Below are 26,237 nucleotides of genomic sequence, written 5' to 3'. Positions count from 1 at the left end.
CAAGGGGGAAGAAAGCTGGATGAAAAAGGTGTTTGGTGCAGGTTTGCTGGTTTTTGGTCTGCTGGCTGGATGTTACGGTACCGGCGAGAATAATAGCGGGAAACAAGTCGAGGATCAGGAGGCAAGCCTTCCTGCCGGTGAAGAGCCGGAAATACTGGCTGATGAGCTTGATATCCCCTGGTCCATTGCCAAAACAGGCGAAATCTTTTACATGACGGAAAGACAGGGCAGCATTGTAAAAGTAGAGGATGGCAAGAAAGAACGTCAAAAGGTAGAACTTGCGAAAAAACTTTCTACTGCTTCCGAAGCTGGCTTGCTTGGATTTGTGCTGGCACCTGATTTTTCACAATCAAACGAAGCATATGCCTATTACACCTATGAAAACACCTTAGGACAGTTTAATCGTATAGTGACCCTTGGGCTTCAAGATGGAACGTGGAAAGAGGAGAGGCTTTTACTCGATAAAATCCCTAGCGGGCAGTTCCACCACGGCGGCCGGCTTGAAATTGGCCCTGATGGGAAGCTTTATGCTACTGCAGGCGATGCTGCCACTGATCCTGAAATTGCTCAGGATGTGAATTCTCTGGGAGGAAAAATCCTAAGAATAAATCTCGATGGGACCGTGCCGGGGGATAATCCTTTCAGAGGATCCTATGTTTATAGTTACGGCCACCGCAATCCGCAGGGGCTGGCATGGGCTGAGGATGGGACTTTATATGAAAGTGAGCACGGCCCATCGGCCAATGATGAAATCAATAAGATCCTTCCCGGGAAAAATTACGGATGGCCCATTATAAAAGGGACCGAAAAGAAGGAAGGCATGGAATCACCGCTGTTTACCTCCGGTGATGATGAAACCTGGGCTCCGTCCGGGACGGCCTATTATAAAGGCAAGCTTTACACTGCCGCCTTAAGAGGAAGTGCCGTTCTTGAGTTTGATCTGGAAACAAAGAATGTCAGGAAAATTGTTTCTAACTTAGGAAGAATCCGGGACGTTTTTATTGAAGGGGATGTGCTATATTTTATCAGCAATAATACGGACGGACGCGGCAATCCGCTTGATAAGGATGACAAACTCTATTACATTCAGCTTTCGGAAATATAAAAAGCCTGGCAGCAGTGCCAGGCTTTAGTCTTTAGCTGAAAGTCCATGCATGATGAATTGAATGGTCAGCTCGATTTCCTTTTCATCATCCCAATCGGCTTCAGGCAATATTAAATACCTTGCGATTAAAAAGCCAAATATCGATGTAAAGGTCATTCTGACTACACTATAGGCTGGGATATCAATAATCTGGCCTTTTTTCTGATAAAATTCAGCCAAATTAACAAAGCGTTCGAATACTTTAATCGCAATATGCTCTTTAAATTGTTCCTTGAGTTCAGGGTGAAACGGAATTTCCTGAATCAGGATCCTAATAAGAGGCATATTGTTTTTCAGAAATGCTATCCGGTTTTCCATCATGGCTCTTAAAAAATCTTCAAAGCGCTCGTATTTATGATCAATTACTTTGTATAGATCCTTGATGACAAAGGGAGCAATCAGCTTCGCCATCATCGGGGAAACAATCCCCATCAGCAAATCCTTTTTTGTTTTATAGTGTCTGAAGATGGTTCCTTCGGCTACTCCTGCCTTCTTGGCGATTTCGCTTGTTGAAGTGGCTGCATAGCCTTTTTCGGAAAACGATTCAATCGCAGCCATGATAATTTTCTTCTGCTTCTCCGTAAGTCTTTCTTCTTCCTGAAATAATCCTTCTAAAATGGAATCCTGCTCTGGCATGGTTAACTCCTTTATACGTACAAAATCTATGCCTTTATTATAAAGGAATGAAAATGCAAAAAGAAATTTTAAATTTTCCTGTACCGTCTTAGAGCTGCGATATTCAGAATCATAAAGAGCAGGGAGAAAGCGAGCAGCATAAGCAGATCTTTATAAATCATTTCCCATCCAAAGCCTCTCACCATTACATTTCTTAATGCTTCAGCCGCGTAATATAAAGGCGTAAAAGGGCCGATCCAGCTGAGCCACTCTGATATGGTCTCCAGATTGAATAACCCCGAGAAAAAGATCTGGGGAACCACAATAAGCGGTATAAATTGAATCATCTGCAGCTCATTATTGGCAAACGAAGACAGCAGGATTCCCAGAGTCAATGCTGTCAGCGAGAGAAGCAGTGTAATGAGCAGGACATAGCCAAAAGACCCTTCCATCAGCATGCCAAGCACATAGATCGCATACCAGGCGATGATGGCTGCCTGGATCATGGTGAATAACCCAAATCCCATGATATATCCCGCAACGATTTCCCATTTCCGGAGAGGACTGGTCAAAAGCCGCTCAAGGGTACCGGTTGTTCTTTCTCTCAAAAAGGATACACCGGCAATCAGGAATACAAAGAAAAAGACAAAGAATCCCAGCAGCACCGGCCCGAAATAATCAAATTGCCCCATGTCGTCCGAGCCGAATAAATAATCGATCTGTATCTCCTGATTCCCGCCATTTTGCTGTATAGGCTTCAGTGCATCCTGAATCCATTTCATCACCGCTCCGTTTATACTCGGATCGCTTCCTTCCAGAACCACTGATGGCGGCATTTGATCAAACACCAGATACGCATCCAGCTTCTTGTCTGATAGGTCATTTTCTGCCAGCTTCTCTGTTTCATAGTGTTTGAGTTTGGCATCTTCCAGGTTAAGCTGAGTTTCCAATTTTCCAGGGATATCAACGAGGCCAATTTCAGGCGTATATTCATCTCCGCTAAACACTAGGTGAAGCATAGTCAGGACCAGGATAGGAGCGAAGATCAATAGAGCCATCGTCCGTTTATCTCTTACAATCTGGCGGAGTATCCGTATAACCAGGGCCATAATTCTCATAATTACGCACCTCCATATGCCAGGAAGGCATCTTCAATATTGGCAGAGCTGGTTTGCTGCATTAATTCTTCCGGTGTGCCAGCTGCAATGAGCTGTCCGTCTCTAATCATGCCCAGCCTGTCACACTTTCCAGCTTCATCCATGACATGAGTCGTTACCAGGATGGTTGTTCCGTTTTCCTTCAGACTTTTAAAAGATTCCCAGATGCTTTTTCTGAGGACAGGATCAATTCCTACAGTAGGTTCATCCAGGATGAGGAGACCAGGACTATGCAAAAGGGAAATGGCAAGGGAAAGTCTTCTTTTCATACCTCCTGAATAATCGGAAACCAGCTTGCCGAGATGGTCAGTTAATGAAACAATTTCCATTACCTCATTCATCCGCTGCTTTTTTTCTTTTCCTTTTAATCCATACAGCGCTGCGAAAAAATCAAGATTTTCCTTTGCTGTTAATTCGGTATATAGGGCGTCGGATTGAGCCATATAGCCAATTCGTTTGATCAAGTCCAGCTGGGGCATTTTTTCGCTGAAAATATGGTTTTCCCCCTGTGTTGGCACCTCCAGTCCCGCCAGCTGTTTAACAAGCGTCGTCTTGCCGGCTCCAGATGGGCCGAGCAGGCCAAAAATTTCACCCTCGTAAATTTCAAGATTAATATCTTTTAAAACCTGGTGCTTTCCATAAGTCTTGGATACATTTTGGATGGAAACAATTGAATTTTTCATTGGTTCACTCCTTTTTTGCTAGAAAGTGAGTAATCACTCACATAAATCATAAAGGAAAAGCAGCTTGTTTGTAAAGTGAGTAATCACTCATTATTTTCGACAAATGAATTTCAAGCATGATCAGGCTTTTGTGAGTTAAGTCACTTCTTCCTAAACGCATCTTAGCTAAAATATTTCTAATAGAATTGTAAAAGCGGGGGATGGGAATGGAAAATGAAAAGCACGATCATAGGCCGTTAATCGATGAATTTTTAGGCAAGATTGAAATTTTTAAAGAACTCCCCAGTGAATCCATACAGCTGATCGATAAACGAATTATTAAGAAAGCTTATTTGAAAGGCGAAAGAATTATGTCTGAATATGAAGTCGCCAAAGGAGTTTACTTTGTTCATTCCGGCATTGTGAAGCTGACGAAACAGGATGAACATGGCAACGAACTGATTGTCTGCATTAAGAAAAAAGGCGAGATTTTTGCAGAAGCCAACCTTTTTAACCAGACGGGTCAAACCTATCCTGCGACGGGTACAATGGTGCAGGATGGTGAAATCTACTTTCTGAACACGGATGATCTGGAACAGGAGCTTCTGTATTCACCGGAAATGGCTGTTCAGATTATCCGCTATATGAGTGAATCGCTGCGTGATATGACCTCCATTCTGAGGGACATCGCCCTGCTTGATGTGTACTCAAAAACCGTCCGGACATTGGAAAGGCTCGCGGAAAAATTCGGCGCCAACCACTGTAACCGAATGCATCTTGAACTTCCCATAACCGTCCAGGAATTCTCCACCCTTGTCGGAACATCCCGGGAAAGTGTCAGCCGGGTTTTTTCCAGACTGAAAAAAGAAGGAATCATCGAAATTACAGGCAGAAAAATCGTTATTGTGGACTGGTGCAAATTCTGCTCCCTTTACCATCAGGGGCTGTAAGGGCAGGTGCTTTTAAGGTGAGAAAGACAAATTTAAAATTATAGAAATGTCTTGCTCCACAAAGAATGCTTCGACAGCTTTATCATCGCACGATTAAAGTGCCAGCCTTTGGGAGGATGTGGCGTTCTTAGTCTGTGTTCCTTCGTAGCAAGGCGCTTCCGCTTTTCTTAGTCAGCCCGGCTTTTTTGATATATAATAGAGTCATAGACTCTATGACTCTGAGGTGCAAAGCATGGCTGACTTTCGTTCCAGTGAAATTATCAATAAACCAGTACATGAAGTATTCGATTATATGATTAAGATGGAAAATGTCCCTGAACTCATGCCGTTTGTTGTGAAAGTGGAAAAGCAGACCGAGGGCGAGATCGGAAAAGGTACAAAGTTCATTGAAACCCGCATGGTCAGAGGGAAAAAAATCAGTGCAGATATTGAAATCATTGATTTCAAACAAGACAGAACCTATACCACCCGCAGCAATGCCAATGGGCTTATAACAGAATTTAAATATGATTTTCATGAAATAGAAGAAGGAACGCAGGTGGAGATGGAAGCAAACGTCAAAACCAGCGGTCTTGTCGCCAAATTAACGAAGCGTTTCATCGTGAATATTGTGAAGCGGGAAGACGGAAGCCAGCTTCAGTATTTGAAGGAAATGATGGAGAAATAAGAAAAGCGCAAGGCGCCTTGACTACCCCCGGACACCTCATGGGAGCAGGTTCTTAACGGTTTTCGTCGTGTGATGAGGAGGCTTGCTATGCGTACATGGAACAGGAAAACAGGGAGCCTCTCCATTAGAGAGGCTCCCTGTTTTTATTAATTCCTTTTTTCATCCAAAACTAGAATGACCGTACCGCCCTCATTTCTGCCGGGCAGTTTGACTTTAATCTGCCGATTTTTGTCCACTGAATATTTCTTTCCGGAATATTGATCAATGACCTTACTTCCGGCGGCAAATGGGACTTTTACTGTTACTTTCATTTTATCCGTCATAGTGTTTATGCCTACAACAGCATTTATGCCGTTATAGGAGCGGTTAAAAACTAGATACCCCTTAGCGTCACTGCCTGCCAGCTTTTCGCGTGTACCTTTTGAAAACACTGCTGAGTAATCCTTCCGGATGTTAAGGAGCTTCCGGTAGTGCTTGTGCATGTCATTTTCGATTAGGGACCAGTCAAAGTCATAGCGGTTTTCATTAAACTCTCCTTTATCCATATCTCCTGCATGTTTGCCGGAAAGGCCGATTTCTTCCCCATAATAGATAACTGGCTGTCCCTTTGACGTTATTTGGAGGGCAGAGGCAATTTTCATTTTGCCCCAATCATTGCCCGCACTTGTGATCAGGAAGCCGTCTTCATCATGACTGCTTAAAAATTGGCCAAGAGCTGCCGTATTTGAGAGCTTATCATTTCGAGCCTGTAATTTTGCTTCAGCTGCGTCGATTTTGCCGTTAATGAAATCAGCAGCGGTATGTTTAAAATCAAAATCGAGGATGGAGTCCATTTCGCCGCTGTTCAGAAAGCCTCCATGTTCATCGATGTGGCCGCCGTAATATTCGCCTATGATTTTAAAGTCAGGCCTGATTTCAGTCAGGGCATTTTTAAATGCTTTCCATGTTGTGTGCTCCACGTGTTTAACGGTATCCACACGGAAGTAATCAATCGTATCTCCGCGGTCCGTTTTTGCTTTTTCAAGCCAGTCTGTCTGCCAGTCAATAATTTGACTGCGGACCTCTTCTTCCTCCGTTTTAAAATCAGGCAATCCGGCCAGCTCGCCGCGGATGGTATCATTTCCTCCATCCCGCAGCATGCCCGTAAAGCGCTCGCGGTCAGCATCAGAAGGGAAGTTGGGAATTCCAAGTCCAATGGAAGGATCGTTTTCCTTTAATCCATATCCGGTATGGTTCAGTACCACATCCACCATCACTTTTATGCCGCGGTCATGTGCTTTTTCCAAAAGTTCCTGGAATGTCTTGATGTCCCCAAGATGCTCATCCAATTTTGTAAAATCCTTTGCCCAGTAGCCATGATAGCCATATTGGTTTCCATCTTTATCATGGCGCAGGTCCCAATTAATGTTGTCGACGATCGGCGTAATCCAAATCGTGTTAATGCCAAGGTCCTCGAGATAATCCAGTCTTTCAATCACTCCCCGGAAATCTCCGCCATGATAGGTTTCCAGATGGGACGTATCATAATTTGAATGGTTTGGATCATCGTTGGAAGAATCTCCATTGTTAAATCGATCTGTCAGCATAAAGTAAATGCGTGCCTCATCCCAATCAAAATCATCCTTTTTGCCGCTGAAGGTACGGGTTTTGACTTCAACGGAAGCTTCTCCAGTATGGAAATTCCCATATTCATCAATTACCGTGATCGGCAGCTTCTTAATGCCTGCCGTTACAGCTTGATCAATGGATATGGTGTGTGCATTTAATGCCGGGTCAATACTGACTTTGCTGCTTCCGCCGATAGCGGATAGGTCAGCGTAAGCTTCTTTAATAGATACCTCAGGATCGGAAAGTACTGTTTCAATGGATAAAACAGCATTTTCATTGTATGAAACTTTATTTGGACTCACGTCAGTTCTGATTTTTGCTGTTGGGTTTTTATAGGTGATGGATGACTTCTCATTATAAGGATCTTTCATTTCAGAAGGTTCTCCATCTCTAGTAACAAGGAAAGAGTACTCGTATGTTCCTTCTTCCAATTGATCAATCTTCACAAAGAAACGTTCTTCCTTAAGGGAGTACTGCATATCGTAAATCTGACCATTCAACTTTGCCTGCACCTTTTCAATCGAATCCATTTCTCCCTGTTTGAACAGCTCCGGATCTCTAAAATAAAGAGTAAGACTGCCATTGTTCAGGAGAGGCCCCGTAATAGAAGGGACCTGATAGAATTCACTCTGGCCGCTTTTGACTATAACCTTGGTGAAATTGTCATTCCCTGTTTTAATATAGCGGTCGGCACCATAAGGATCCTTTTGGTCCCAGCCTGTTCCTTTGCGAAGCACAAATCCCATTTGCTCAGTCTGCTGGCCAATTTCAATCAATGCAACAGCCCCCTTGTCATTGACTTCGGTAAAATCTGCCTGCCCATCTTTTATGCCAGTCTGCCAGGTCCAAATGTTCCAGCCTTCATAATCGTGATTGTCTCTTAAATACGTAAACTCAATAAAACGACGGTTATCTTCTGCATTCCGATCGTCAAATTCCTCTTTTGAGTAATAAACGGTTTGGTCGCCCTCAGCGAGCCATACCTCTGCTTCATTTTGGCCATCAGGCATGGTAATGGTTCTGGAAATATCCTGAGTATCCCAGTTTCCAGGACGGGGAATGACATGGATTTTACTCGAAGGAACAGAAATCTTAGCTTGGGCAAAACCTTCTGTACGGTTTGTAAATGGGTAAGCCTTGCCGTTTTTTCCGTCCTCCCATGCCCATAAATCCCAATTGAATTGCTTCCCGTCATCGCGCCAGTAGTTTATTTTGTAGCTATTCATCTGACTGATAATGCTGAAGCTATGCTCTAGTGTATAGCCATTGAATTCGCCAATGACAGTTACGCTTCCTGCTTCAGCAGAATTGGAGATTGCCAGCTGATTATTTTTCACCTCAACGCCATTTGCTTCCGTTTTTAATCTCCAGGCTGGCTGCACATCTTCGATAGTGCCGCTGCTATGTACTAATTTAGCCGAAAGAGGAATCATGGTGTCTTTTACAGCATCAGCAGGCATTTCAGTCGTTAATCCGCTAATAGCCAGTAAGCTGTTTCCGTTAGCAGTCTTGCTATTTGCCGGATCAGTAATCCAATTGCTGTCATCCAGAATAAATTTATATTCATAGACTCCAGGTGATAAAAGAATAGTCTTTGACCATATATTGTTTTCGCCCTTCGTCATTGCCAATGCTCCATCTTGCCAGCCGGTAAAACTGCCGGCAACCCGGACCTGCTGAGCTTCTCCCTGATAGGAGAAAGTAACTTGATTCCCGTCCACTACAGGGCTTTCGACTGTGCTGGCAGAGGATAAGTGAGGATGAATTCCCGTGAATAAACTGAGAATCAAGCTTAGGAGCATGATCAAGATGCCAGCTTTCCTATATTTGTCCATAATTTTCCCTCCCTAATTAGATGAGTTAAAGTGGGTAATAAGTATAGTGCAACCGATTGCATCAAAAGGCGAATGAAACCGTTTGCGAACTACTTAAGGAAATTCTAACATCATAACGGAGGCAGCTCATGGGTAAAAAGTAGTTAATATTCAGAAAACTAAAACCATAAAAAAAGCCGCTCTGAAATCAGGGGCGGCATGTTCTATCTTTAGAATTTATAGGTCCAAAAACGCTCTTTATACATTCTGGCCAATACTTCAGGCTCTTGCTTTTTAATGCTTTCTTCCATATTCGCTGCCATCAGCTGTGTCTGTGAGGCATGTGCCTTGATCGCTGCAATCTTTCGGTCTGCAACCGCACTGACGTCATTGACAACATCAGCCTGGCCGATTTCTTCCTCACAGTTATTGGAGAATGCGACACAGTGAACCTTCGGACGCTTGTCAGCAGGCAGCTCTTTTACCGCACGGATCACAGCGGCGCCTGTTGCGTCATGATCCGGGTGCACAGCGTATCCCGGATAAAACGTGATGATGAGGGAAGGGTTTGTCTCACCGATGATGACTCCCAGTCTGTTCGCGAGCTTTTCTTCATCCTCAAACTCTACTGTTTTATCGCGATACCCCAGCATTCTTAAGTCCTGGATGCCCAAAACCCTGGCTGCTTCCTCCAGCTCTTCTTTACGGATTTTCGGCAGAGTTTCCCTGGTGGCAAAAGGGGGATTTCCCATATTGCGCCCCATTTCTCCAAGCGTCAGGCATGCGTAGGTGACAGGTGTGCCGTTATCGATATGTAAGGAAATCGTTCCTGAAACGCCAAATGCTTCATCGTCCGGATGAGGGAAGATGACGAGTACATGTCTTTCCTTTTCCATCATGGTCGTGCTCCTTTCCATTTGGTGTCCTCTGAGCCCCTAATTATTCAAAAGGTGTTTCACTAATTTGCAGGGCGACTGCAAGCTTGCCGCTGAAATCATGGCCGGCTAAAAGGAGCCTGTCTTCTTCATCGACTTCAAAGTGGGTAATTCCTTCAGCATACACCCAGCCAAAATTCATTTTCAATCCAACCCGGTAAGGGCCTTTTCCGGTGATTTTTCCATGTTCATAAACCAATTTGGCATTGCGGATATAGGCACCTGAAGAAAAGAAGCTTTCATCAAAATGGGAAGCATACGCTCCGTTTGTTGTTTCCAGATGAATAAAGACCTCTTTATTGGCAAGGCGGTCAATCTCTTTTTGTACGAGTTCTTTCACTGCTGGTTCCACTCTATAGTCCCCCTTCCGTTTTATCTTCATATTCGTTTGAGACGGCATTTATATGTTTATCTTACTAAAAAAAGAAATGAAAAGCGAAAAAGTAATCTCAGCGAGGGTGCTAAAAAGATATAACCGCGAAATTTTTAAATTGTCCGCGAAAAATCAATATATCTTCTTAACCGCCATGGAAAAAACAGAGCCCCTTCGGACTCTGTTTCATCATGCTTATTCTGATTCAAGACGGCCTGCACCAAATTTGCGGTAAGCACCAGGCATTGTAGGGCCAACATATTCATTTAGCTTAAAGCCATGGTTGATGGCGGCAGTGATGAAATCCTTCGCTGTTTGAACCGCTTCTTTTACAGGTTTGCCTTTCGCGATTTCTGCTGTGATTGCAGAAGAGTAGGTGCAGCCTGCGCCATGAGTGTAAGTCGTTTCAACGCGCTCGCTTTCATAAAGAGTGAACTCTTGTCCATCATATAGAAGATCAACTGCTTTTTCGTGCTGAAGCTTGCTGCCGCCCTTGATTAATACATACTTCGCACCAAGCTCATGAATTTTAACAGCCGCTTCCTTCATGTCCTCCACAGTCTTGATCGGACCTGTTTTAGCCAGCTGCCATGCTTCGAATAAATTTGGTGTTACCACTGTTGCAAGCGGCACAAGCAAATCTCTTAATGCTTCGTTTAATTCAGGATGAATCGGCTCATCCTCACCTTTGCAGACCATGACCGGATCGATGACAACATGATCCAGGCTGTTTTCTTTAATGGTCTTTGCCGCAATTTTAATCACGTCTTCAGAACCTAACATGCCAGTTTTCATCGCGTCGATTCCTGTAGACATAATTGTTTCGATCTGTGTTTCCAGAATGTCTGTCGAAATCGGAAACACGTTGTGGCTCCAGTTATTTTTAGGATCCATCGTCACGATGGTAGTCAGCGCAGTCATCCCGTAAACGCCAAGCTCCTGGAATGTCTTAAGGTCTGCCTGGATTCCCGCGCCGCCGCTCGTATCTGAACCGGCAATGGTCATTACTTTTTTCATCGTCATATGCATAATTCCTCCTTGAAGTGCTGCTGGATATCTTTTTCTAATTATAACAATAATTGAAAAAGGTAAAAACTATTAAGGACTGCAGATAGCATTAAGTTAACCGCTCCTTTAGGCAAAAATACGATGAACACATGAACGTACATAAAAATGGCTATGCGCACATAAATCACGCTTATCCGCACATAAACCTCGACTATCTGCAAATAAATTAACCTCAGCAAAAAAAATCCTGCTGAACGTCACAATATTGCCAACTCCGGCGGACTTCTTAAAAGAAACAGGCCGGAATAGATGGTAAAATAAAAGGATAACGATAGATACATCGAAAGACGGTGAGGGAAATGAGCAGTACAGGCATCATTTTGGCAGGAGGACATTCAAGCCGGATGGGGGAGAATAAAGCCCTGCTGAAAATAGGCGGCAAAACAGTTATTGAGCGAATCGCCAATCAGCTGTCTTCTATATTGCCCAATGTCATCATCGTAGCCAATAAACAGGAAGATTATCAGTTTCTCGGCCTTCCTCTTGTAAGCGACCGCTGGAAAGAAAAAGGGCCACTGGCTGGAATTCATGCCGGCCTGTCTGAATCCATGACTCAAAACAATCTGATTGTGGCATGTGATATGCCATTCATATCCGGGGAGCTTGCCAGGCTTCTTCTTGAACAGCTGGATCATCATCAGGCGTCCGTGCCTGAAATCGGAGGGCAGCTTCACCCGCTTTTTGCCGCTTACCGAAAGGATGCAAAAGATGCAGCAGAGCTGGCATTGAGGGAAAATAAACTGCGGATCCGCCAATTTCTGCAGGAAATCGATAGCAGAATCATAAAAGATGAAGAGCTTAAGAATTTGGGATTTTTATATAGGGATGCGCACTTTTTTAACATGAACCGCCCTGACGAATACCGGCAGGCTCTGAAAATGGCAGAAGATGCATCAAAATAAGAATGCATTCATTTCCATTCCGTCCCTGTCTATGTCAAAATCAAATAAAACGAGGTGATTCCATGAATTTTGAGATTTCTAAAGACCCGATTGATATCCAAAGTGTAATCGATAAAGTGGTGCAGCGGGAAGCGGGAGCGATTACGACCTTTATCGGAACAGTCCGCGAGCTGACACATGGCAAAAAAACTCTTTACTTAATATATGAAGCATATGAATCAATGGCTGTGAAAAAACTGGAGCAGATCGGAACCGAGATAAAAGAGCGCTGGAACGGGGCAGAAGTGGCAATTACCCACCGGACCGGCAAACTGGATATCACCGATGTAGCGGTTGTCATTGCCGTTTCCACTCCACACCGTGCAGATGCTTATGAAGCAAACCGCTATGCGATTGAAAGAATTAAAGAAATTGTGCCGATTTGGAAAAAGGAACATTGGGAAGATGGCGAAGAATGGATTGGCAACCAGCTGGAAACAGTAGCATACCCAAAAGGAAAACCGGAGGCGAAGGATTTACATGAATAAAATTATGTTTTTTGCCCATTTGCGGGACCGTGTTGGAGAAGAGTCTGTTATAAATGATGTCAGCGGCAAAACAATCTCTGAACTGAAACAAATGCTTGAGGAAAAATACGGGCTGAAGCTTGATTCAGTCATGGCAGCCGTGAATGAAGAATTTGCTTCAGATGATGAAGTCATTCAGGCCGGAGATACAATTGCCTTTATCCCTCCAGTCAGCGGGGGGTAATGGCAGCTTCAAGAGAGGAGGTGGCGCATTGTCTGAAAGGTATTCACGCCAGGCTTTGTTTCCGCCTATTGGAAAAGTGGGGCAGGAAAAAATCCGCTCCAAGCATGTGCTGATTGTCGGTGCCGGCGCTCTTGGCTCGGGGAATGCGGAATTGATGGCGCGTTCAGGTGCCGGCAAACTGACTATCATTGACCGGGATTATGTCGAGGAAAGCAACCTGCAGCGCCAGCAGCTTTTTGCAGAAAGCGATGCCTTAGAAAAAATGCCAAAAGCGGCCGCAGCAGAAAAACGGCTAAAACAGATTAATAGCGAGGTCGAAACCCGCTCGATTATTGGCGATGCTACTCCGGAAAAGCTGGAAGAGCTTGCTGAAGGGGTGGATCTGATCCTGGACTCGACCGATAACTTTGAAACCAGGATGGCCATTAATGATATCTCCCAAAAATTTAATATTCCCTGGATTTATGGAGCCTGTGTCGGCAGCTTTGGCATGAGCATGACGATCATTCCCGGGAAAACGCCATGCATGAATTGCCTGCTGAAAAAGATTCCGATCCAGGGGATGACCTGTGACACAGGAGGAATCATTGCCCCAGCTGTGCAAATGGTCGTCGCCCATCAGGCAGCTGAAGCACTGAAAATTCTGGCTGAGGACTGGGAAGCCGTGCGTACCGCTATGGTCAGCTTTGATTTATGGCGAAACCAGTACACAAGCATGAAGGTGTCAAAAGCAAAAGATGAAGGCTGCTTATCTTGCGGAACAGAAAGAACATATCCTTACCTGCAGCCGGAAAACATGATGAAATCCACTGTTCTCTGCGGAAGGGACACTGTTCAGATCCGCCCGCCAAAGGAGCATGAAATCGAATTCGCTGAAATCGCACGGCAGCTGAAAGCATTAGGCTACCAGGTGAAAGGCAATCCGTATCTGCTTTCCGTCGAAATGGAGGAGCAGCGCCTTGTCCTCTTTAAAGACGGACGCGCCCTTATTCATGGCACAAAGGATTTAGCGCAGGCAAAGTCCATTTATCAGCGGATTATGGGTTAAAGTGAAACTTCAATCAGTGGGGTTTTGTAAGTTGGGGCCTACAGGAAGTGGCGTTTTAGTCATTTTCACTCTGTCGGGCCTTTACGGTCAATAAGAGTCCGGTAGAAAAACTAGTGCTTTTTCATTATATATAAGCCCCTTCCCTTTTTGTAAAATAAAGACAAAAAGACAGAAGAGGTTAACAATGATTACATTCATGTATTTTTTCGGGTATTTGTTTGACCAGCTGCTGGTCAATTTTATAGGGCTGGTGCTGATCCTTTACAGCTTTATCATTCCGGTTACCCCTATGTATAAAACCAAGCGTCCTGCAGATCTAATCGTCCATATAAGCCGGATTCTTTTCGCTATCATTCTCCCATTCCTGAACTTTTTCTACTTTTTATTCAATAGCGGAGACTGGGCGACAGGGGCCGGCATTACAGCGCCGGAGCATTTTAGCACCTTCATATGGCTTCAGGCTGGTCTGATTGTGCTGCCTGAACTGGTTTTTTTCATCCTGTCAAAAGTCAATATATCCAGAGTCTGGTGGTATGTACTGTACCCCGTTCTGTTGATTGGGCTATGGGTTTGGATGTTCTAGGGCATAAAAAAAGCGATGAAAAATTTTTCATCGCTTTTTTGCTTATTTTACTTCGTCTGTTCCGACAATAACTAACTTGCCTTCATCCAATACTTTTTCATATTGTTCTGCTTCTACGGTCGTTAAACCAACAGATTCAAATTTTGAACGAAGCTCATCTCCGCGTTTTTTGAACACGTTGCCGACAGAATCGAATAGGCCCTGCTCCTTCATGCCGACTTCGCCTGTATCCGTCGCGTCAGAAAGGTGATCTGAGCGATCCTTGTCATGTGCGAAAATATAGATGTTTTCCTTATTGAATCCCTGGTTTTGCAGCATTCCAATCGTATCAGTAGCCTGTACACCATTTTCAACAACTTCAATTTTATACATATATAACATCCTCCTTAAAAGATTTGCAGATTTATTTAAATGGCAGCATGTCCTGCCGTTATATTTATTACATATCCGTTCTGAAAAAATTTAAACATGTATGCAAGAATGAAAGATTATGCAATGATAGCCAATGGGTATTAAGAATAGGACTTTTCAAATAAGAGGAGGGAGAGTTGGCAGATGAAGCGTGTCTTAAGAAATGACTGGCAGGAGATTTTGGAAAAGGAATTCGAGAAACCCTATTATCTCCATCTTCGTGAATTTTTTAAAAAAGAATATGAGAAGCAAACCATTTATCCAAAGCAGGAGGATATTTTCAATGCTCTTCAATATACAGCTTATAAAGACGTAAAGGCAGTGATATTGGGGCAGGATCCTTATCATGGACCGGGGCAGGCACATGGATTAAGCTTTTCGGTTCAGCCTGATGTAAAGCTGCCACCTTCATTGAAAAATATATTCAAGGAAATGCAGGATGACCTGGGCTTCGAGGTGCCAAACAATGGCTATCTATTAAAATGGGCCCGAGAAGGAGTGCTGCTCTTAAATACCGTTCTGACCGTCCGCAAAGGGCAGGCACATTCGCATAAGGGGAAAGGATGGGAAACTTTCACTGACACCGTCATACAAAAACTGAATGAGAGGGAAAAGCCAGTGGTTTTTATATTATGGGGCAAACCGGCTCAGGAAAAAGAAGCGCTGATTGATCCTTCTAAACACTATATAATAAAATCGCCGCATCCAAGTCCATTTTCGGCAAGAAAAGGGTTCTTTGGCAGCAGGCCATTTTCAAGGACGAATGAGATATTACAGGAGCTTGGGGAGGAGCCCATTGACTGGCAGATTCTTGATCTCTGATTTTTTTCGTCATGTTTCACGTGAAACATACCGTTTCGTGTAAGAGAATAAGAGAAGTGCTCGAAATATGCATGTTCGAGAAGGGGAAGACAAATGAGTTCACAGAAAATGGATTGTTTTAAATGCAAATATTTCTATGTTACATGGGACGGGAGCCATCCAAAAGGCTACAGGGCTTTTCAGTTTAAATCCAGGCAAATGCCCTCTCTCGAAGTTTTTCGGGCATCTGGCTATCCTTGTTTGCGTTTTGAAAAGAAAACCTGATAAACTTTATATGGCCGGTACCATTGGCGGTTTTTTAAAAAGAATGTATACTTTTTTTGAACTTCGGGATTTGTTTAGCGGAAGCAGTCTGCCCCTTGAAAATAGGGGTGGGGCAAGGCGCTGCGCTTTTCTTACAGAAAGAGGTGTAGAGAATGAATATCTCTGTTCAGAAGCTTTTAGGGAAGATGGAAAAGGAATTGCTGGAAGCGAAAAGCAGCTCTTCAGACGCCAGAATAAGAGAAAGAGTGCAGGCGATCAAGTCATTATGCGAGCTGGTTTTGGAAGAGTCGGATACAGGAAGTGTGTCTGCTGCCGCTTCTATTAGCCATACATACAATGCACCGCCTCCGGCTCAGCCAGCGAGTCTGCAGTCAAAGAAAATGCAGATGGATGATGAGGCAAACGGCGATTCATTGTTCGATTTTTAATAAAACGATAAGAGGTGCAGGGGATTATGAAGCTATTCATTATAATTGGAGCCATTAATGCTTTTTTAGCAGTTGCATTAGGTGCGTTCGGGGCGCATGGGCTTGAGGGAAAAGTGGAGCCGAAGTATTTGGAGATATGGAAAACAGGTGTAACCTACCAGATGTTCCACGCAACAGGCCTTTTGATTATTGGCGTCCTGCTAGGCAAATTGCCGGCGTCATCTTTATTATCCTGGTCAGGCTGGCTGATGCTGATCGGCATTATCCTTTTCTCAGGAAGCTTATATGTTTTAACATTAACAAAAATCAGCGTGCTCGGTGCCATTACCCCGCTTGGCGGAGTTTCTTTCCTTGCGGCTTGGGTGCTCTTGATCATTGCGGCGGTAAAATATTTATAATAAAAAAGGAGCTTTGACGGGGTCAAAGCTCCTTTTTTATATAGGTGAATACAAATTTGAATTTTGATAACTGTCTAGCTCCGGCACCCTATCGACTCGGTGTGATTCCCTCACCTGTCTACGGCGACGCACAGGATGTGCGCGTACCCGAGCGTTATAAGTCAACATCGAATCGCTATCTCACTCGGCTCAGTTCACCACGCTCCGTCGATGGGCAAGGGCGCCTCCGCTTTTCTTATTACCTTGGCGAATATTGCGACATTCCCTGTCCTCCGGCAAACGGATATTCATATTCTATTTCTTCATCAAACGTCACATAGTCTAAGTAAATCATTGGAAGGAGAATGCGGGTTCCTGTTTGCGGATCGCTCAGAATCAAGTGATCCCGTCCGGCCGCTTCAATGATGCCTTTGAATATTTTGGCGTTCCATTCTGTATTGTTTTCGAATGTTGCATAAACAGTCGCGAGCTTTCCTCTGTTCAGGCGAAGAATATTTTCGATGTAGGATTGTTCAAGCGGAAGCATGCCTGGAATAGTAGGAGCAGCTGAAGGGGCACCCATACCGGCGCCGGCGCCGGCACCTGGAAACATCCCGCCCGAGCTTGCACCTGGAAACGTTCCGCCTGTTGGCATTGTTTGATATTGCGGCTGTCCCTGATTGTTCTGTCCCATTTGTCCGCTTCCAGTGTAAGGTTGCTGCCTGTAATCGTAATAAGGGTATTGACCATAATTTGATTGACTCAATGTTTTCCCTCCTAAAAATTATAATAGCCATTTCTATCCGCATTTTTGCCATGGACTGTCAGAAAGTCCTGCGGGTTGAATTTTAAAATAGAAACTCACTATTTCATTACTATGAAGGGGCATGTTTATTTATGACCTGAGAAAAAAGAAAAACTCCCGGCAGAGTGGGAGTTTTGGTGATTAAACGTGAAGAAACTTTTCAACTTTATCCTCTTCAAGGATGTTTCCGACGAAGAAGGAGCCGAATTCACCGTAGCGGGCACTTACTTCATCGAAGCGCATTTCATAAACAAGCTTTTTAAACTGAAGAACATCATCAGAGAAGAGGGTAACTCCCCATTCATAATCGTCGAAGCCGACTGAACCTGTGATGATCTGCTTTACCTTTCCTGCATACTGGCGCCCGATCATGCCGTGGCTGCGCATCATATTGCGGCGGTCTTCCATCGGAAGCATGTACCAGTTGTCATTGCCCTGGCGGCGCTTGTCCATCGGATAGAAGCAGACATGCTTCGCTTTCGGAAGTTCCGGGTAAAGGCGTGCCAGGATCTGCGGATTCTGGTATGGATCTTCTCCGGCCGGCAGGTAGTTGCTCAGCTCGACAACAGAAACATATGAATGAGCCGGAATCGTGAATTCAGCTAACTTAGTTTTGTTGAATTCGTTTTCAATTTCATTTAGCTCTTCCATTGTAGGCCTTAAGATCATCATCATAAAATCAGCTTTTTGGCCGACAATTGTATAAAGGGCATGGCTGCCGTTTTTCTCGCTTTGTGTTGTATTCCACTTGTCCACTAGGGCCATAAATTCGTGGATCGCTGCCTGGCGCTCTTCGCTGGGAGCCATTTTCCAAGTTGTCCAATCAACTGTACGGAAGTCATGTAAACAATACCAGCCATCAAGCGTTACTGCTGCTTCACTCATTATAATCACTCCTAATATGTACTAAAATTCTCATCATTACTATAACATAGTTTCTCCAATTAACATGTGTACAAAACTTGAAATGTTGGAATTCAGCAGGGTGACAGGCTCCTATACCAATTTGCGGAACTAGTATAGGTGTCTGTCACCGCAAAATCCCGTTTACAAAGAGGGGATTATGGATATCTTAAAAAAGGTATGAAGATATGCAGCAGAAGGGTATTTATTATTGGGAATATACCGAAAACAAAAACTTTTTATTTGTAAACGCTAACAGCATGGGAACTCCTTGAAATTCTTAGGATGAAGAGTATTCTAAGGGAGTATATAGAAGAAATTCTATTGAATTGAACGGAAATATAGTGCCGTAGGAGGAATTATCATGAGTGACTTATTCACAGTATTGAAAGAAAAAGTAACAGGGCAGAATCTAAGAATCGTATTTCCTGAAGGACAGGATGAGCGCATTTTAGCGGCTGCGGGCAGATTGGCTACTGAAAAAATCATCACTCCGATCCTTATTGGGAACATCGCAGAAATTGAAGCGAAAGCAAAGGACATGGATATCAGCCTGGAATCAGCTGAAATTTATGATCCAAATAACTTCCTGATGATGGATGAGCTTGTGGCTGCATTTGTTGAAAGACGCAAAGGCAAAGCGACAGAAGAAGATGCGCGCAAAATCCTTCTTGATGAAAACTATTTCGGAACCATGCTTGTTTATGCGAACAAAGCAGACGGCCTTGTGAGCGGGGCAGCTCATTCAACAGCTGACACAGTGAGACCGGCTCTCCAAATCATTAAAACAAAAGAAGGCGTACGCAAAACATCTGGTGTATTCATCATGGTCCGTGACGATGAGAAATATGTTTTTGCCGATTGTGCCATCAACATCTCACCTGACAGCCAGGACTTGGCGGAAATCGCGATTGAAAGCTCCAAGACAGCCAGAATGTTCGATATCGAACCGCGTGTGGCCATGCTGAGCTTTTCAACAAAGGGCTCTGCCAAGTCTCCTGAAACGGAAAAAGTTTCGGCGGCACTTGAAGCGGCTAAGATTCGTGATCCGCTATTGATCATCGATGGGGAATTCCAGTTTGATGCAGCATTCGTTCCATCGGTAGCTGAGAAAAAAGCTCCGGATTCGCCAATCCAGGGTGATGCGAATGTATTTGTTTTCCCTAGCCTGGAAGCCGGAAACATCGGCTACAAAATTGCCCAGCGCCTAGGAAACTTCGAAGCAGTGGGACCAATCCTTCAAGGCTTGAACCGCCCGGTTAATGACCTGTCCCGCGGCTGCAACGAGGAAGACGTTTACAAGCTTGCTTTAATTACTGCAGCTCAAGCTTTACATCAATAATACAGCAGCTGAGAAGCCGGTCCCTTGTGACTGGCTTTTTTGCTATAATGTATCTGTTATGGGCCATTGGCCGATAAAGGGTCAAGTTTGGCCGTTAAAGTGTCATATTTGGCCGATAAACCTATAACTTAGGCTGATAAACTAGCTGATTTGGCCGTTAAATTGCCACCAAATAGATAAATTCTGCCGATTAACTCGAAATAACGGCAAAAGGGGATCAAATGAAGATGAATTCGCTACAAGACTTGCTGTTTCAGGAAGAATGGAGGGTCATTGATCAATCTGCTGCAAGCATCCACTTAAATGCCCTGCACTCTTTCGGGATGGACGATACACTTTGTGCTTCTGTAGGATCGGGTGAGGCGCCTGCGACCGCGAGGACATGGGTTCACCATAATACAATTGTGCTTGGAATCCAGGATACGAAGCTTCCTTTTTTAACTGCAGGCATCCATTTTTTAAAAAGCCATGGATATGAAGTGATCGTACGAAATTCCGGCGGTCTGGCAGTTGTCCTGGATCAAGGGGTCCTGAATATTTCGCTGATTTTTCCTGAAAGTGAAAAAGGAATAGACATAAACCGCGGATATGATGCGATGTGGATGCTCATCCAGGAGATGTTTTCCGATTTTAATATAGAAATAGAAGCGCGTGAAATTGTCGGCTCCTATTGCCCGGGAAGCTATGATTTAAGCATAGGGGGACAAAAGTTTGCCGGCATCTCGCAAAGGCGCCTCCGCAATGGCGTGGCGGTCCAGATCTATCTGTGCGTGGATGGCAGCGGAAGTGGGCGGGCCGATTTGATTGGCAAATTCTATTCCCTTGCTAAAAAAGAAGAACAGACAAAGTTCCAGTACCCTGAAATTCAGCCGGCTGTGATGGCATCACTATCGGAATTACTGGGTACAGAGCTGAAAGTACAAGATGTGATGCTCCGCTTTTTGCAGTCATTGAAAAAGAAAGCGGGCCGCCTTTATGCAGGGCAGCTGACAAATGTGGAAGCTGGTTTGTTTGAAGCCTATTACCGCCGTGTGATGGAACGGAATGAGAAAATACTTGGCAGCGAATAAATAAAAGAAGAGCCGCAGTCATAAACGATCTGCGGCCCTCCTTAAAAGGAATTGCTGCCATTTTCTCCTGCTCCCGCTGCCGGGAACACCCTTTTTGTTGGAACTTTCAGCGCCTGCACCCTTTGGCGGGCAAGGAGTTTTAGCTTTTCTATTCAGCTACTCTCTCCAAATTGCCGTTGCGGTCCATTTTAAACTTGGATGCCGGCCTTTCTTCTTCATCAAACAGAACAAAATTGCGGGCTCTGTTCATGATTTTCATCAGTGTCTCGTAATCTTCCTGAATGGTTACCGTATTCTGCTCCAATTCGCCGATTTTGCTTTCAAGCTCTTCATTCCGGCTTCTTAGATCCGCATTTTCGCGCTTCAATCTTTCATTCTCACTCTTTAGTATATCAAGCTGAATGCCTGAATGATTCAATGTTTGCAAGTATGTGATAACGGTATCCATATCCAGCTGTGCAGGCGCAGTATAAACCGGCTCTGAATAGGTGTAGGATGAGACCGTCTCTGTTTGGGCATGCGATTCATCCTCTGTACGCTCTTCGTAAAAATCTGCCGGTGACGGCGGTACAATCGCATTTGTCTTAATTGGCGCTGCTTCAACCTCCTGCATAGTTGGAACTGGCGGAGAGTATAAGAGTTTCTTTTTGCCGCCCTGATCCTTTCCTAGCATTCTTTGTCTCTGCTTGCGCTGTTTCTTGGCTAACTGAAGTGCTTTTTCATACTGGTGCCTCACCACAGCGTTCCAGCGGAATCCGCATGCCGCAGATGTGCGGTTTAGCTTGTCCCCGACTTCCTCAAAAGCGTTTAACTGAGTGCTGCCTTCCCTCACATGCCGCAAAACGGTTTCTGCCAGCAATAAATCGTTTTCATCTGTCCAAGCGTCCTGACGTACTTTCATATAACCTCAACTCCCTAAATTATTACTTTTTGCTGTTGCCTTAGTTAAAGGATGGACAAACTTGGCAGATTTTATACAAAGGTGATTAAAAGGATAGTAGATTTTTTAAAAATTTTATTTTTCGCTAGATACGTATGGCGGTTTTGTGAAGATTACTAAGATTCACCACCGAAGTTAATGATTACAGCTTGCAATAGAGCTGGATAAGTTTTAAAATAGCCTGTAGCAGTTGGCAGGGCAGTCCTTTTTATCTGAATAGGAATGCTTTGCAGCGGACATGCTTTAACGAAGAAGATGACGAGGCGCGAAATGCGCTGTTAAAGCTCCTGGAATGGGGAGCGCATAATATAAAAGATTGACCGCAGAAAGGGTTGTAATAAAATGGCAAACGAATTTCGTGTTTGCGACGATTGTCAGGCTGTAAATCTGAAGACATTGATACCGCAATTAAAAGAAATAGATCCTGAAGCAAAAATTGATGTCGGCTGCCAGTCCTATTGCGGGCCAGGCCGCAAAAAAACATTTGCATTTGTCAATAACCGTCCCCTTGCCGCACTGACGGAAGAGGAATTGATGGAGAAAATTAATAAAAAGCTGAAAAAATAAAGATCACCCTGACTCCTGTCCTGAGGTGATTTTATTTTTTGCCTGAGTTTATGATTGAGCTCCGATTGGTAAATAGACTTAGGAGGCAATATTCGTTTTTAGAAAAGTCGAAAAATATTTCCAGGGCAGATGATTGCTGTATCGCGGTTTCTGTCGAACAGCCATGAAAAGCAGAGAATTTTGTGATGAATTGACACTGTAATCGGGATATAATAGGTATACGCCAAAAATTGGGAACAGCAGGTTCGAAAAGTGTGGACACAGGAAAAGCGGAGGGTACGGAATGGCATATTCAGCGGAAAAGTTAAGTGAGGAAAAAGTATTTAAAGATCCCGTTCATCGTTACATACACGTAAGGGACAGAGTAATCTGGGATTTAATCGGGACAAAAGAGTTTCAGCGTCTTAGAAGAATTAAGCAGCTCGGGACAACTTATTTAACCTTCCATGGTGCTGAGCATAGCCGCTTTAACCACTCGCTCGGTGTTTACGAGATTGTACGGCGCATTTCCGATGACGTCTTTTTGGGCAGACCGGAATGGGATGAAGAAGACCGCATCCTGACCTTATGCGCGGCACTTCTCCACGATTTGGGGCACGGCCCGTTCTCACACTCCTTCGAAAAAGTATTCGACCTCGATCATGAATATTATACGAGGGCAATCATTCTCGGCGATACCGAGGTCCATCAGGTGCTCACAAGGGTAAGTGCCGATTTTCCTCAGAAAGTGGCAGATGTGATTGCCAAAACTTCTAAAAATAAACTGGTCGTCAGCCTGATTTCCAGCCAGATTGATGCGGACCGGATGGATTATCTGCAGCGGGATGCTTATTTTACAGGTGTCAGCTATGGCCACTTTGACATGGAGCGGATCCTTCGTGTCATGAGGCCGCGGGAAGACCAGGTCGTGATCAAACAGAGCGGGATGCATGCCGTTGAGGATTACATTATGAGCCGGTATCAGATGTATTGGCAGGTGTATTTCCACCCGGTTACACGTAGTGCCGAGGTGATTCTGACCAAAATCCTTCATCGCGCGAAAGATCTGCATGAACAGAAATACAGGTTTAAATATGATCCAATCCATTTTTATTCTTTATTCAATGGTGAAATCACTCTTGAAGATTATATAAAGCTCGATGAAGCTATTATTCTTTATTATTTTCAGATGTGGCAGGAGGAAGAAGATCCGATACTGAAAGATCTCTGCTGCCGATTTATGGACCGGAATTTATATAAATATGTGGAATTCGACCCGGCGAAGGAGTACAAGAAGCTAACGGAGCTGTCGGCTTTGTTCAAAAAGGCAGGTATCGATCCGGAATATTACCTGGTCGTCGATTCTTCATCTGATTTGCCTTATGATTTTTACCGTCCGGGCGAGGAAGAAGAAAGATTGCCGATCCATTTACTGCTGAAAAACGGGGATATCCGCGAGCTTTCCCGTGAATCGGAGATCGTGGATGCCATTTCCGGGAAGCGACGCACTGATCATAAGCTGTACTATCCGGCTGATTTTATTGCAGACGACAGCAAAAAGCCAAACATTAAAAAACAGATTAGAACGCTGCTGGAAATCGATTAAGACTACATAATTGGTTTTCTATAGATACGGGAAAAAACGGAGTAGGAGATGAAGAGCTTTGTTAAAGGATCACGCCAAACTAATGCATGCCATTGCAGTCTCTGAAGAAATCGTGGGACGGAAAAAGCTGCAGAAAATGATTTATATCGCCAAAAACATCGCATTTCCCTTTCAGGAAAGATTTCAATTTCACTTTTACGGGCCATATTCGGAAGAATTGACACTAAGGGTCGAAGAACTCTGCAACATGGGATTTTTAAACGAAGTAAAGGAAAAAAAGGGCGGCTATTACCAGTATCGGTACACCCTTACTGAAACCGGCAAGGAATTTCTGGACATTAATTCAGTCGAAATGCCCAGCCTGCAGGACTGCCTGCTTGATATGAACGGCCAGAATGCAAGATTCCTTGAACTCGTCTCAACGGTCCTTTATTTTAACGACCTTCCAAAAGAAGAAGTGAAAGAAAAAGTCTTTACCCTAAAAAGCAAACAGCGCTACACGGATGAAGAAGTGGAACAGGCGTATCAATATATTGGGAGCTTAAGAGAAAAAGCCGGGCTGCATTAAGCGCCTGGCTTTTCTTTTTGCTGAATTCCTGGAAGGTATCTATCTGCACATAAATCTGAGCTATCAGCACATAAAAAGCTTCTGAATTAGAAAAATCCATAAAAAAGCAGTTTCCGCATGGAAAACTGCCCTTTATAAGTAATTCTACTGATCGCTTAAGCGTTTTCCGCCGACAGCATAGTGATTTTTGGACATTTCTTCGATAAATACAACGATTTTATCTTCAGGGGCTCCAGTCGTTTCGCTTACTGCAGCTGTTACTTTTTCAGCGAGCGCTTTTTTCTGTTCTTCAGTGCGGCCTTCAAGCATTTTAACGGTTACGTATGGCATTTTCTTTTCCTCCTCACTATTTATGCTTGTATTTTTCCACTTTTTCTCGCATTGTGCAAGCCTGATTCCCTTTGATCAGGCGTTCATGTATACTTTTAGGTAAATAGCATCTGCTTTTCCTACATAGTATGTATAAATAAAGCCTGGCTTTTCAGCCGGCAGGAGAGGGAGTTTTGGCATTTGGAACAATTTTTGGCGTTTTCTCTCAGGGAGATTCCCTATGTCGCGGTAACGTTGATGATCGCCTTTACGGTCCATGAATTTGCCCATGCCTATGTGGCTTATAAATTTGGAGATCCCACTGCAAAAGATCAGGGTAGATTAACCCTAAATCCTATGCAGCATCTGGACCCGATTGGAACAATCCTGATTTTTATTGCAGGTTTCGGATGGGCCAGGCCTGTACCGGTTAACCGCTTCTTTTTCAAAAATCCGAAGCTTGCCGGGATATCTGTCTCAATTGCGGGACCGATATCCAATCTGGTAATGGCTGTCCTGGGTTTTTTCATCTGGTATGCTCTTGCCGGAACTGGACTTGCCGCTTCATTTCCTGCTTTTGTGGCAGATTTCCTGAACATCTTTATTCAGCTGAATTTAGTGCTTTTTGTATTCAACCTGCTGCCGTTTCCGCCTCTTGATGGCTACAGAATTATTGAGGATTTGGCGCCTGCCCATATTCGCCCGAAAATGACTCAGTTTGAGGCATATGGCTCCGTTATTTTCCTTATCCTGGTCATTACACCGCTGGATCAATACACCATCCAGCCAATTTTTAACACCGTATTGCCGGTGCTGGCAAGCGGCCTAAATGATTTTTTCTATGAAATATTTATGACATAATAATAAGAGCCTAATTTTTGCTTAGGAGGACTTGAAAATGGAAGAAAAAAAGAAAAAGAAAGTCGATTTTAATATAATCAAGAACGACCCGACTGAGGGACATGGCGGTTTTGGGGTCGGGACTCTGAGCCTTGATAATGTGACACCGGTTATGATTGATGTGGATGCCGGGGAGGCGTCTATTGAAGTGGGCGCCATGCATGCTCGCAGTCCTGTTGAAAAAGGCATCAAGTTTTTGAAAAGCAAAGAGGAAGTGCCAAACGGGAAGCCGTATTGGCTGATTTGGGTCACCATTGACCGCAAAGAGGGCGGTGCTTATTATGCAGGTGTAACTGCCTGTGAAATGACGGTCGACAGAGAAATCCGCCGGGGCTATAAATCCCTGCCAGAGCATGTGAACCGCATGGATAAATCGATTAAAAGACACATCATTGTGGATCATATGGATGAGAAATCCAAAAAAGTACTGGCAGATTTCCTGAAAAATCATGACGCAGGCATGTGGGAAAGATCGGCGGAACAGCTAAAAAAAGATTTACAAGCCATTTAGAAAAAAAGTTTAATTTTGTGACGAAATTGTGACATTTTTTTGACTTGATTTTCTAACTACTTGTACAATTCCCATAAAAAAAGTAAACTATTTAACAGTGTGAAGGCACAATATAGCACTAGGACACGAAAAACCCCGGGATTCGGACCCCGGGGTTTT

Annotated in this window: 30 protein-coding genes; 18 read left to right on the top strand and 12 right to left on the bottom strand. The window is 44.0% G+C overall.

Features of this window, described 5'->3' with window-relative positions; genetic code table 11:
- The first annotated feature begins 19 nt into the window (after positions 1-19).
- Positions 20-1,105 carry a PQQ-dependent sugar dehydrogenase gene (locus ACR42H_RS26215; protein WP_436374227.1) on the top strand — a complete coding sequence of 362 codons (1,086 nt, stop codon included), beginning with the start codon at positions 20-22 and terminating at the stop codon, positions 1,103-1,105.
- 24 nt (positions 1,106-1,129) lie between these two features.
- On the opposite strand, the gene ACR42H_RS26210 is transcribed toward ACR42H_RS26215, so the two are convergent.
- The 3 genes from ACR42H_RS26210 to ACR42H_RS26200 all read right to left on the bottom strand — a co-directional run bounded on the left by ACR42H_RS26210 (position 1,130) and on the right by ACR42H_RS26200 (position 3,599).
- Complete coding sequence (locus ACR42H_RS26210) at positions 1,130-1,780, bottom strand: TetR/AcrR family transcriptional regulator (RefSeq protein ID WP_113882419.1); 651 nt, start codon at positions 1,778-1,780, stop codon at positions 1,130-1,132.
- Positions 1,781-1,848: 68 nt separating this feature from the next.
- Positions 1,849-2,877, bottom strand: coding sequence for an ABC transporter permease (locus ACR42H_RS26205; RefSeq protein WP_436374225.1), 1,029 nt, complete (start codon positions 2,875-2,877; stop codon positions 1,849-1,851).
- Between the two features lie 2 nt (positions 2,878-2,879).
- On the bottom strand, positions 2,880-3,599 hold the full coding sequence (locus ACR42H_RS26200; protein ID WP_113882417.1) for an ABC transporter ATP-binding protein: 720 nt from the start codon (positions 3,597-3,599) through the stop codon (positions 2,880-2,882).
- Positions 3,600-3,805: 206 nt separating this feature from the next.
- On the opposite strand from ACR42H_RS26200, the gene ACR42H_RS26195 reads away from it, so the two are divergent.
- Both ACR42H_RS26195 and ACR42H_RS26190 read left to right on the top strand, forming a co-directional pair.
- On the top strand, positions 3,806-4,528 hold the full coding sequence (locus ACR42H_RS26195; protein WP_113882416.1) for a Crp/Fnr family transcriptional regulator: 723 nt from the start codon (positions 3,806-3,808) through the stop codon (positions 4,526-4,528).
- Between the two features lie 232 nt (positions 4,529-4,760).
- Entirely contained in the window at positions 4,761-5,195 is a 435-nt protein-coding gene (locus ACR42H_RS26190) for an SRPBCC family protein (protein ID WP_436374222.1), read from the top strand.
- A 146-nt stretch (positions 5,196-5,341) separates the two neighbouring features.
- Here the strand turns inward: ACR42H_RS26190 and ACR42H_RS26185 are convergent, their stop codons facing one another.
- The 4 genes from ACR42H_RS26185 to pdxK form a co-directional block, all read right to left on the bottom strand.
- On the bottom strand, positions 5,342-8,638 hold the full coding sequence (locus ACR42H_RS26185; protein WP_436374220.1) for an alpha-amylase family glycosyl hydrolase: 3,297 nt from the start codon (positions 8,636-8,638) through the stop codon (positions 5,342-5,344).
- A 209-nt stretch (positions 8,639-8,847) separates the two neighbouring features.
- Positions 8,848-9,513 carry a bacillithiol biosynthesis deacetylase BshB2 gene (gene bshB2 / locus ACR42H_RS26180; RefSeq protein WP_436377089.1) on the bottom strand — a complete coding sequence of 222 codons (666 nt, stop codon included), beginning with the start codon at positions 9,511-9,513 and terminating at the stop codon, positions 8,848-8,850.
- A 43-nt stretch (positions 9,514-9,556) separates the two neighbouring features.
- Entirely contained in the window at positions 9,557-9,904 is a 348-nt protein-coding gene (locus ACR42H_RS26175; protein ID WP_436374218.1) for a YojF family protein, read from the bottom strand.
- 216 nt (positions 9,905-10,120) lie between these two features.
- The gene (gene pdxK, locus ACR42H_RS26170) at positions 10,121-10,948 is read right to left on the bottom strand and encodes a pyridoxine/pyridoxal/pyridoxamine kinase (RefSeq protein ID WP_113882412.1); all 828 of its coding nucleotides are present in this window, start codon (positions 10,946-10,948) and stop codon (positions 10,121-10,123) included.
- 344 nt (positions 10,949-11,292) lie between these two features.
- Between pdxK and mobA the strand changes: the two genes are divergently transcribed.
- From mobA to ACR42H_RS26145, 5 genes are all read left to right on the top strand, one after another.
- Complete coding sequence (mobA, locus tag ACR42H_RS26165) at positions 11,293-11,895, top strand: molybdenum cofactor guanylyltransferase (RefSeq protein WP_113882411.1); 603 nt, start codon at positions 11,293-11,295, stop codon at positions 11,893-11,895.
- Between the two features lie 62 nt (positions 11,896-11,957).
- Complete coding sequence (locus ACR42H_RS26160; RefSeq protein WP_071158255.1) at positions 11,958-12,422, top strand: molybdenum cofactor biosynthesis protein MoaE; 465 nt, start codon at positions 11,958-11,960, stop codon at positions 12,420-12,422.
- Positions 12,415-12,645, top strand: a complete 231-nt coding sequence (gene moaD / locus ACR42H_RS26155) for a molybdopterin converting factor subunit 1 (RefSeq protein WP_113882410.1) — start codon at positions 12,415-12,417, stop codon at positions 12,643-12,645. Before ACR42H_RS26160 ends, moaD begins: the two co-directional genes overlap by 8 nt.
- A 28-nt stretch (positions 12,646-12,673) precedes the next feature.
- Positions 12,674-13,693: a thiazole biosynthesis adenylyltransferase ThiF gene (locus tag ACR42H_RS26150; protein ID WP_113882409.1), complete on the top strand. Its 1,020-nt coding sequence runs from the start codon at positions 12,674-12,676 to the stop codon at positions 13,691-13,693.
- 184 nt (positions 13,694-13,877) lie between these two features.
- The gene (locus ACR42H_RS26145) at positions 13,878-14,276 is read left to right on the top strand and encodes a hypothetical protein (RefSeq protein WP_113882408.1); all 399 of its coding nucleotides are present in this window, start codon (positions 13,878-13,880) and stop codon (positions 14,274-14,276) included.
- 42 nt (positions 14,277-14,318) lie between these two features.
- Here the strand turns inward: ACR42H_RS26145 and ACR42H_RS26140 are convergent, their stop codons facing one another.
- Positions 14,319-14,648: a general stress protein gene (locus ACR42H_RS26140; RefSeq protein ID WP_113882407.1), complete on the bottom strand. Its 330-nt coding sequence runs from the start codon at positions 14,646-14,648 to the stop codon at positions 14,319-14,321.
- Between the two features lie 183 nt (positions 14,649-14,831).
- Here ACR42H_RS26140 and ACR42H_RS26135 point away from each other — a divergent pair, with 183 nt between their 5' ends.
- The 3 genes from ACR42H_RS26135 (at position 14,832) to ACR42H_RS26125 (ending at position 16,599) form a co-directional block, all read left to right on the top strand.
- Positions 14,832-15,509, top strand: a complete 678-nt coding sequence (locus tag ACR42H_RS26135; protein WP_436374214.1) for a uracil-DNA glycosylase — start codon at positions 14,832-14,834, stop codon at positions 15,507-15,509.
- A gap of 416 nt (positions 15,510-15,925) precedes the next feature.
- Positions 15,926-16,201: a YwdI family protein gene (locus ACR42H_RS26130; RefSeq protein WP_113882404.1), complete on the top strand. Its 276-nt coding sequence runs from the start codon at positions 15,926-15,928 to the stop codon at positions 16,199-16,201.
- A 26-nt stretch (positions 16,202-16,227) separates the two neighbouring features.
- Positions 16,228-16,599, top strand: a complete 372-nt coding sequence (locus ACR42H_RS26125) for a DUF423 domain-containing protein (protein WP_113882403.1) — start codon at positions 16,228-16,230, stop codon at positions 16,597-16,599.
- 238 nt (positions 16,600-16,837) lie between these two features.
- Here ACR42H_RS26125 and gerQ read toward each other — a convergent pair whose 3' ends face one another.
- The gene (gerQ, locus tag ACR42H_RS26120; RefSeq protein WP_436374211.1) at positions 16,838-17,344 is read right to left on the bottom strand and encodes a spore coat protein GerQ; all 507 of its coding nucleotides are present in this window, start codon (positions 17,342-17,344) and stop codon (positions 16,838-16,840) included.
- 180 nt (positions 17,345-17,524) lie between these two features.
- The gene (gene hemQ / locus ACR42H_RS26115; RefSeq protein ID WP_053433421.1) at positions 17,525-18,268 is read right to left on the bottom strand and encodes a hydrogen peroxide-dependent heme synthase; all 744 of its coding nucleotides are present in this window, start codon (positions 18,266-18,268) and stop codon (positions 17,525-17,527) included.
- Positions 18,269-18,650: 382 nt separating this feature from the next.
- Between hemQ and pta the strand changes: the two genes are divergently transcribed.
- Complete coding sequence (pta, locus tag ACR42H_RS26110; RefSeq protein WP_436374209.1) at positions 18,651-19,628, top strand: phosphate acetyltransferase; 978 nt, start codon at positions 18,651-18,653, stop codon at positions 19,626-19,628.
- A 227-nt stretch (positions 19,629-19,855) separates the two neighbouring features.
- Positions 19,856-20,698, top strand: a complete 843-nt coding sequence (locus ACR42H_RS26105) for a lipoate--protein ligase family protein (RefSeq protein ID WP_436374207.1) — start codon at positions 19,856-19,858, stop codon at positions 20,696-20,698.
- Positions 20,699-20,846: 148 nt separating this feature from the next.
- On the opposite strand, the gene ACR42H_RS26100 is transcribed toward ACR42H_RS26105, so the two are convergent.
- A complete protein-coding gene (locus tag ACR42H_RS26100; RefSeq protein WP_113882398.1) occupies positions 20,847-21,599 on the bottom strand; it encodes an RsfA family transcriptional regulator in 753 nt (250 codons plus the stop codon).
- Positions 21,600-21,980: 381 nt separating this feature from the next.
- Here ACR42H_RS26100 and ACR42H_RS26095 point away from each other — a divergent pair, with 381 nt between their 5' ends.
- From ACR42H_RS26095 to ACR42H_RS26085, 3 genes are all read left to right on the top strand, one after another.
- On the top strand, positions 21,981-22,205 hold the full coding sequence (locus ACR42H_RS26095; RefSeq protein WP_113882397.1) for a DUF1450 domain-containing protein: 225 nt from the start codon (positions 21,981-21,983) through the stop codon (positions 22,203-22,205).
- Positions 22,206-22,488: 283 nt separating this feature from the next.
- Positions 22,489-23,790, top strand: a complete 1,302-nt coding sequence (locus tag ACR42H_RS26090) for an HD domain-containing protein (RefSeq protein WP_436374205.1) — start codon at positions 22,489-22,491, stop codon at positions 23,788-23,790.
- A 58-nt stretch (positions 23,791-23,848) separates the two neighbouring features.
- A complete protein-coding gene (locus ACR42H_RS26085; RefSeq protein ID WP_113882395.1) occupies positions 23,849-24,358 on the top strand; it encodes a YwgA family protein in 510 nt (169 codons plus the stop codon).
- A 144-nt stretch (positions 24,359-24,502) separates the two neighbouring features.
- Here ACR42H_RS26085 and ACR42H_RS26080 read toward each other — a convergent pair whose 3' ends face one another.
- Positions 24,503-24,688: a 2-hydroxymuconate tautomerase gene (locus ACR42H_RS26080; protein WP_009332324.1), complete on the bottom strand. Its 186-nt coding sequence runs from the start codon at positions 24,686-24,688 to the stop codon at positions 24,503-24,505.
- A gap of 180 nt (positions 24,689-24,868) precedes the next feature.
- Between ACR42H_RS26080 and ACR42H_RS26075 the strand changes: the two genes are divergently transcribed.
- On the top strand, positions 24,869-25,528 hold the full coding sequence (locus ACR42H_RS26075; protein WP_113882394.1) for a site-2 protease family protein: 660 nt from the start codon (positions 24,869-24,871) through the stop codon (positions 25,526-25,528).
- A gap of 37 nt (positions 25,529-25,565) precedes the next feature.
- On the top strand, positions 25,566-26,078 hold the full coding sequence (locus tag ACR42H_RS26070) for a YwhD family protein (RefSeq protein ID WP_113882393.1): 513 nt from the start codon (positions 25,566-25,568) through the stop codon (positions 26,076-26,078).
- The last annotated feature ends 159 nt before the right edge of the window (positions 26,079-26,237 follow it).

The organism is Cytobacillus sp. BC1816 (genome assembly GCF_051353635.1).
GTDB classification, from domain to species: domain Bacteria; phylum Bacillota; class Bacilli; order Bacillales; family Cytobacillaceae; genus Cytobacillus; species Cytobacillus oceanisediminis_C.
The sequence above is the reverse complement of the archived record's forward strand: the minus strand, read 5'-3'. Positions and strand labels throughout refer to the sequence as shown.

What these genes read in the sequence shown, in the direction of transcription:
- ACR42H_RS26125 (WP_113882403.1), top strand. Translation starts at nt 16,228, where the DNA reads ATGAAGCTATTCATTATAATTGGAGCCATTAATGCTTTTTTAGCAGTT.
- bshB2 (WP_436377089.1), bottom strand. Translation starts at nt 9,513, where the DNA reads ATGGAAAAGGAAAGACATGTACTCGTCATCTTCCCTCATCCGGACGAT.
- ACR42H_RS26185 (WP_436374220.1), bottom strand. Translation starts at nt 8,638, where the DNA reads ATGGACAAATATAGGAAAGCTGGCATCTTGATCATGCTCCTAAGCTTG.
- pdxK (WP_113882412.1), bottom strand. Translation starts at nt 10,948, where the DNA reads ATGACGATGAAAAAAGTAATGACCATTGCCGGTTCAGATACGAGCGGC.
- moaD (WP_113882410.1), top strand. Translation starts at nt 12,415, where the DNA reads ATGAATAAAATTATGTTTTTTGCCCATTTGCGGGACCGTGTTGGAGAA.
- ACR42H_RS26135 (WP_436374214.1), top strand. Translation starts at nt 14,832, where the DNA reads ATGAAGCGTGTCTTAAGAAATGACTGGCAGGAGATTTTGGAAAAGGAA.
- ACR42H_RS26100 (WP_113882398.1), bottom strand. Translation starts at nt 21,599, where the DNA reads ATGAAAGTACGTCAGGACGCTTGGACAGATGAAAACGATTTATTGCTG.
- ACR42H_RS26145 (WP_113882408.1), top strand. Translation starts at nt 13,878, where the DNA reads ATGATTACATTCATGTATTTTTTCGGGTATTTGTTTGACCAGCTGCTG.
- ACR42H_RS26095 (WP_113882397.1), top strand. Translation starts at nt 21,981, where the DNA reads ATGGCAAACGAATTTCGTGTTTGCGACGATTGTCAGGCTGTAAATCTG.
- ACR42H_RS26080 (WP_009332324.1), bottom strand. Translation starts at nt 24,688, where the DNA reads ATGCCATACGTAACCGTTAAAATGCTTGAAGGCCGCACTGAAGAACAG.
- ACR42H_RS26090 (WP_436374205.1), top strand. Translation starts at nt 22,489, where the DNA reads ATGGCATATTCAGCGGAAAAGTTAAGTGAGGAAAAAGTATTTAAAGAT.
- ACR42H_RS26105 (WP_436374207.1), top strand. Translation starts at nt 19,856, where the DNA reads ATGAATTCGCTACAAGACTTGCTGTTTCAGGAAGAATGGAGGGTCATT.
- ACR42H_RS26200 (WP_113882417.1), bottom strand. Translation starts at nt 3,599, where the DNA reads ATGAAAAATTCAATTGTTTCCATCCAAAATGTATCCAAGACTTATGGA.
- ACR42H_RS26190 (WP_436374222.1), top strand. Translation starts at nt 4,761, where the DNA reads ATGGCTGACTTTCGTTCCAGTGAAATTATCAATAAACCAGTACATGAA.
- ACR42H_RS26160 (WP_071158255.1), top strand. Translation starts at nt 11,958, where the DNA reads ATGAATTTTGAGATTTCTAAAGACCCGATTGATATCCAAAGTGTAATC.
- mobA (WP_113882411.1), top strand. Translation starts at nt 11,293, where the DNA reads ATGAGCAGTACAGGCATCATTTTGGCAGGAGGACATTCAAGCCGGATG.
- ACR42H_RS26070 (WP_113882393.1), top strand. Translation starts at nt 25,566, where the DNA reads ATGGAAGAAAAAAAGAAAAAGAAAGTCGATTTTAATATAATCAAGAAC.
- ACR42H_RS26140 (WP_113882407.1), bottom strand. Translation starts at nt 14,648, where the DNA reads ATGTATAAAATTGAAGTTGTTGAAAATGGTGTACAGGCTACTGATACG.
- hemQ (WP_053433421.1), bottom strand. Translation starts at nt 18,268, where the DNA reads ATGAGTGAAGCAGCAGTAACGCTTGATGGCTGGTATTGTTTACATGAC.
- ACR42H_RS26130 (WP_113882404.1), top strand. Translation starts at nt 15,926, where the DNA reads ATGAATATCTCTGTTCAGAAGCTTTTAGGGAAGATGGAAAAGGAATTG.
- pta (WP_436374209.1), top strand. Translation starts at nt 18,651, where the DNA reads ATGAGTGACTTATTCACAGTATTGAAAGAAAAAGTAACAGGGCAGAAT.
- ACR42H_RS26205 (WP_436374225.1), bottom strand. Translation starts at nt 2,877, where the DNA reads ATGAGAATTATGGCCCTGGTTATACGGATACTCCGCCAGATTGTAAGA.
- ACR42H_RS26210 (WP_113882419.1), bottom strand. Translation starts at nt 1,780, where the DNA reads ATGCCAGAGCAGGATTCCATTTTAGAAGGATTATTTCAGGAAGAAGAA.
- ACR42H_RS26195 (WP_113882416.1), top strand. Translation starts at nt 3,806, where the DNA reads ATGGAAAATGAAAAGCACGATCATAGGCCGTTAATCGATGAATTTTTA.
- ACR42H_RS26215 (WP_436374227.1), top strand. Translation starts at nt 20, where the DNA reads ATGAAAAAGGTGTTTGGTGCAGGTTTGCTGGTTTTTGGTCTGCTGGCT.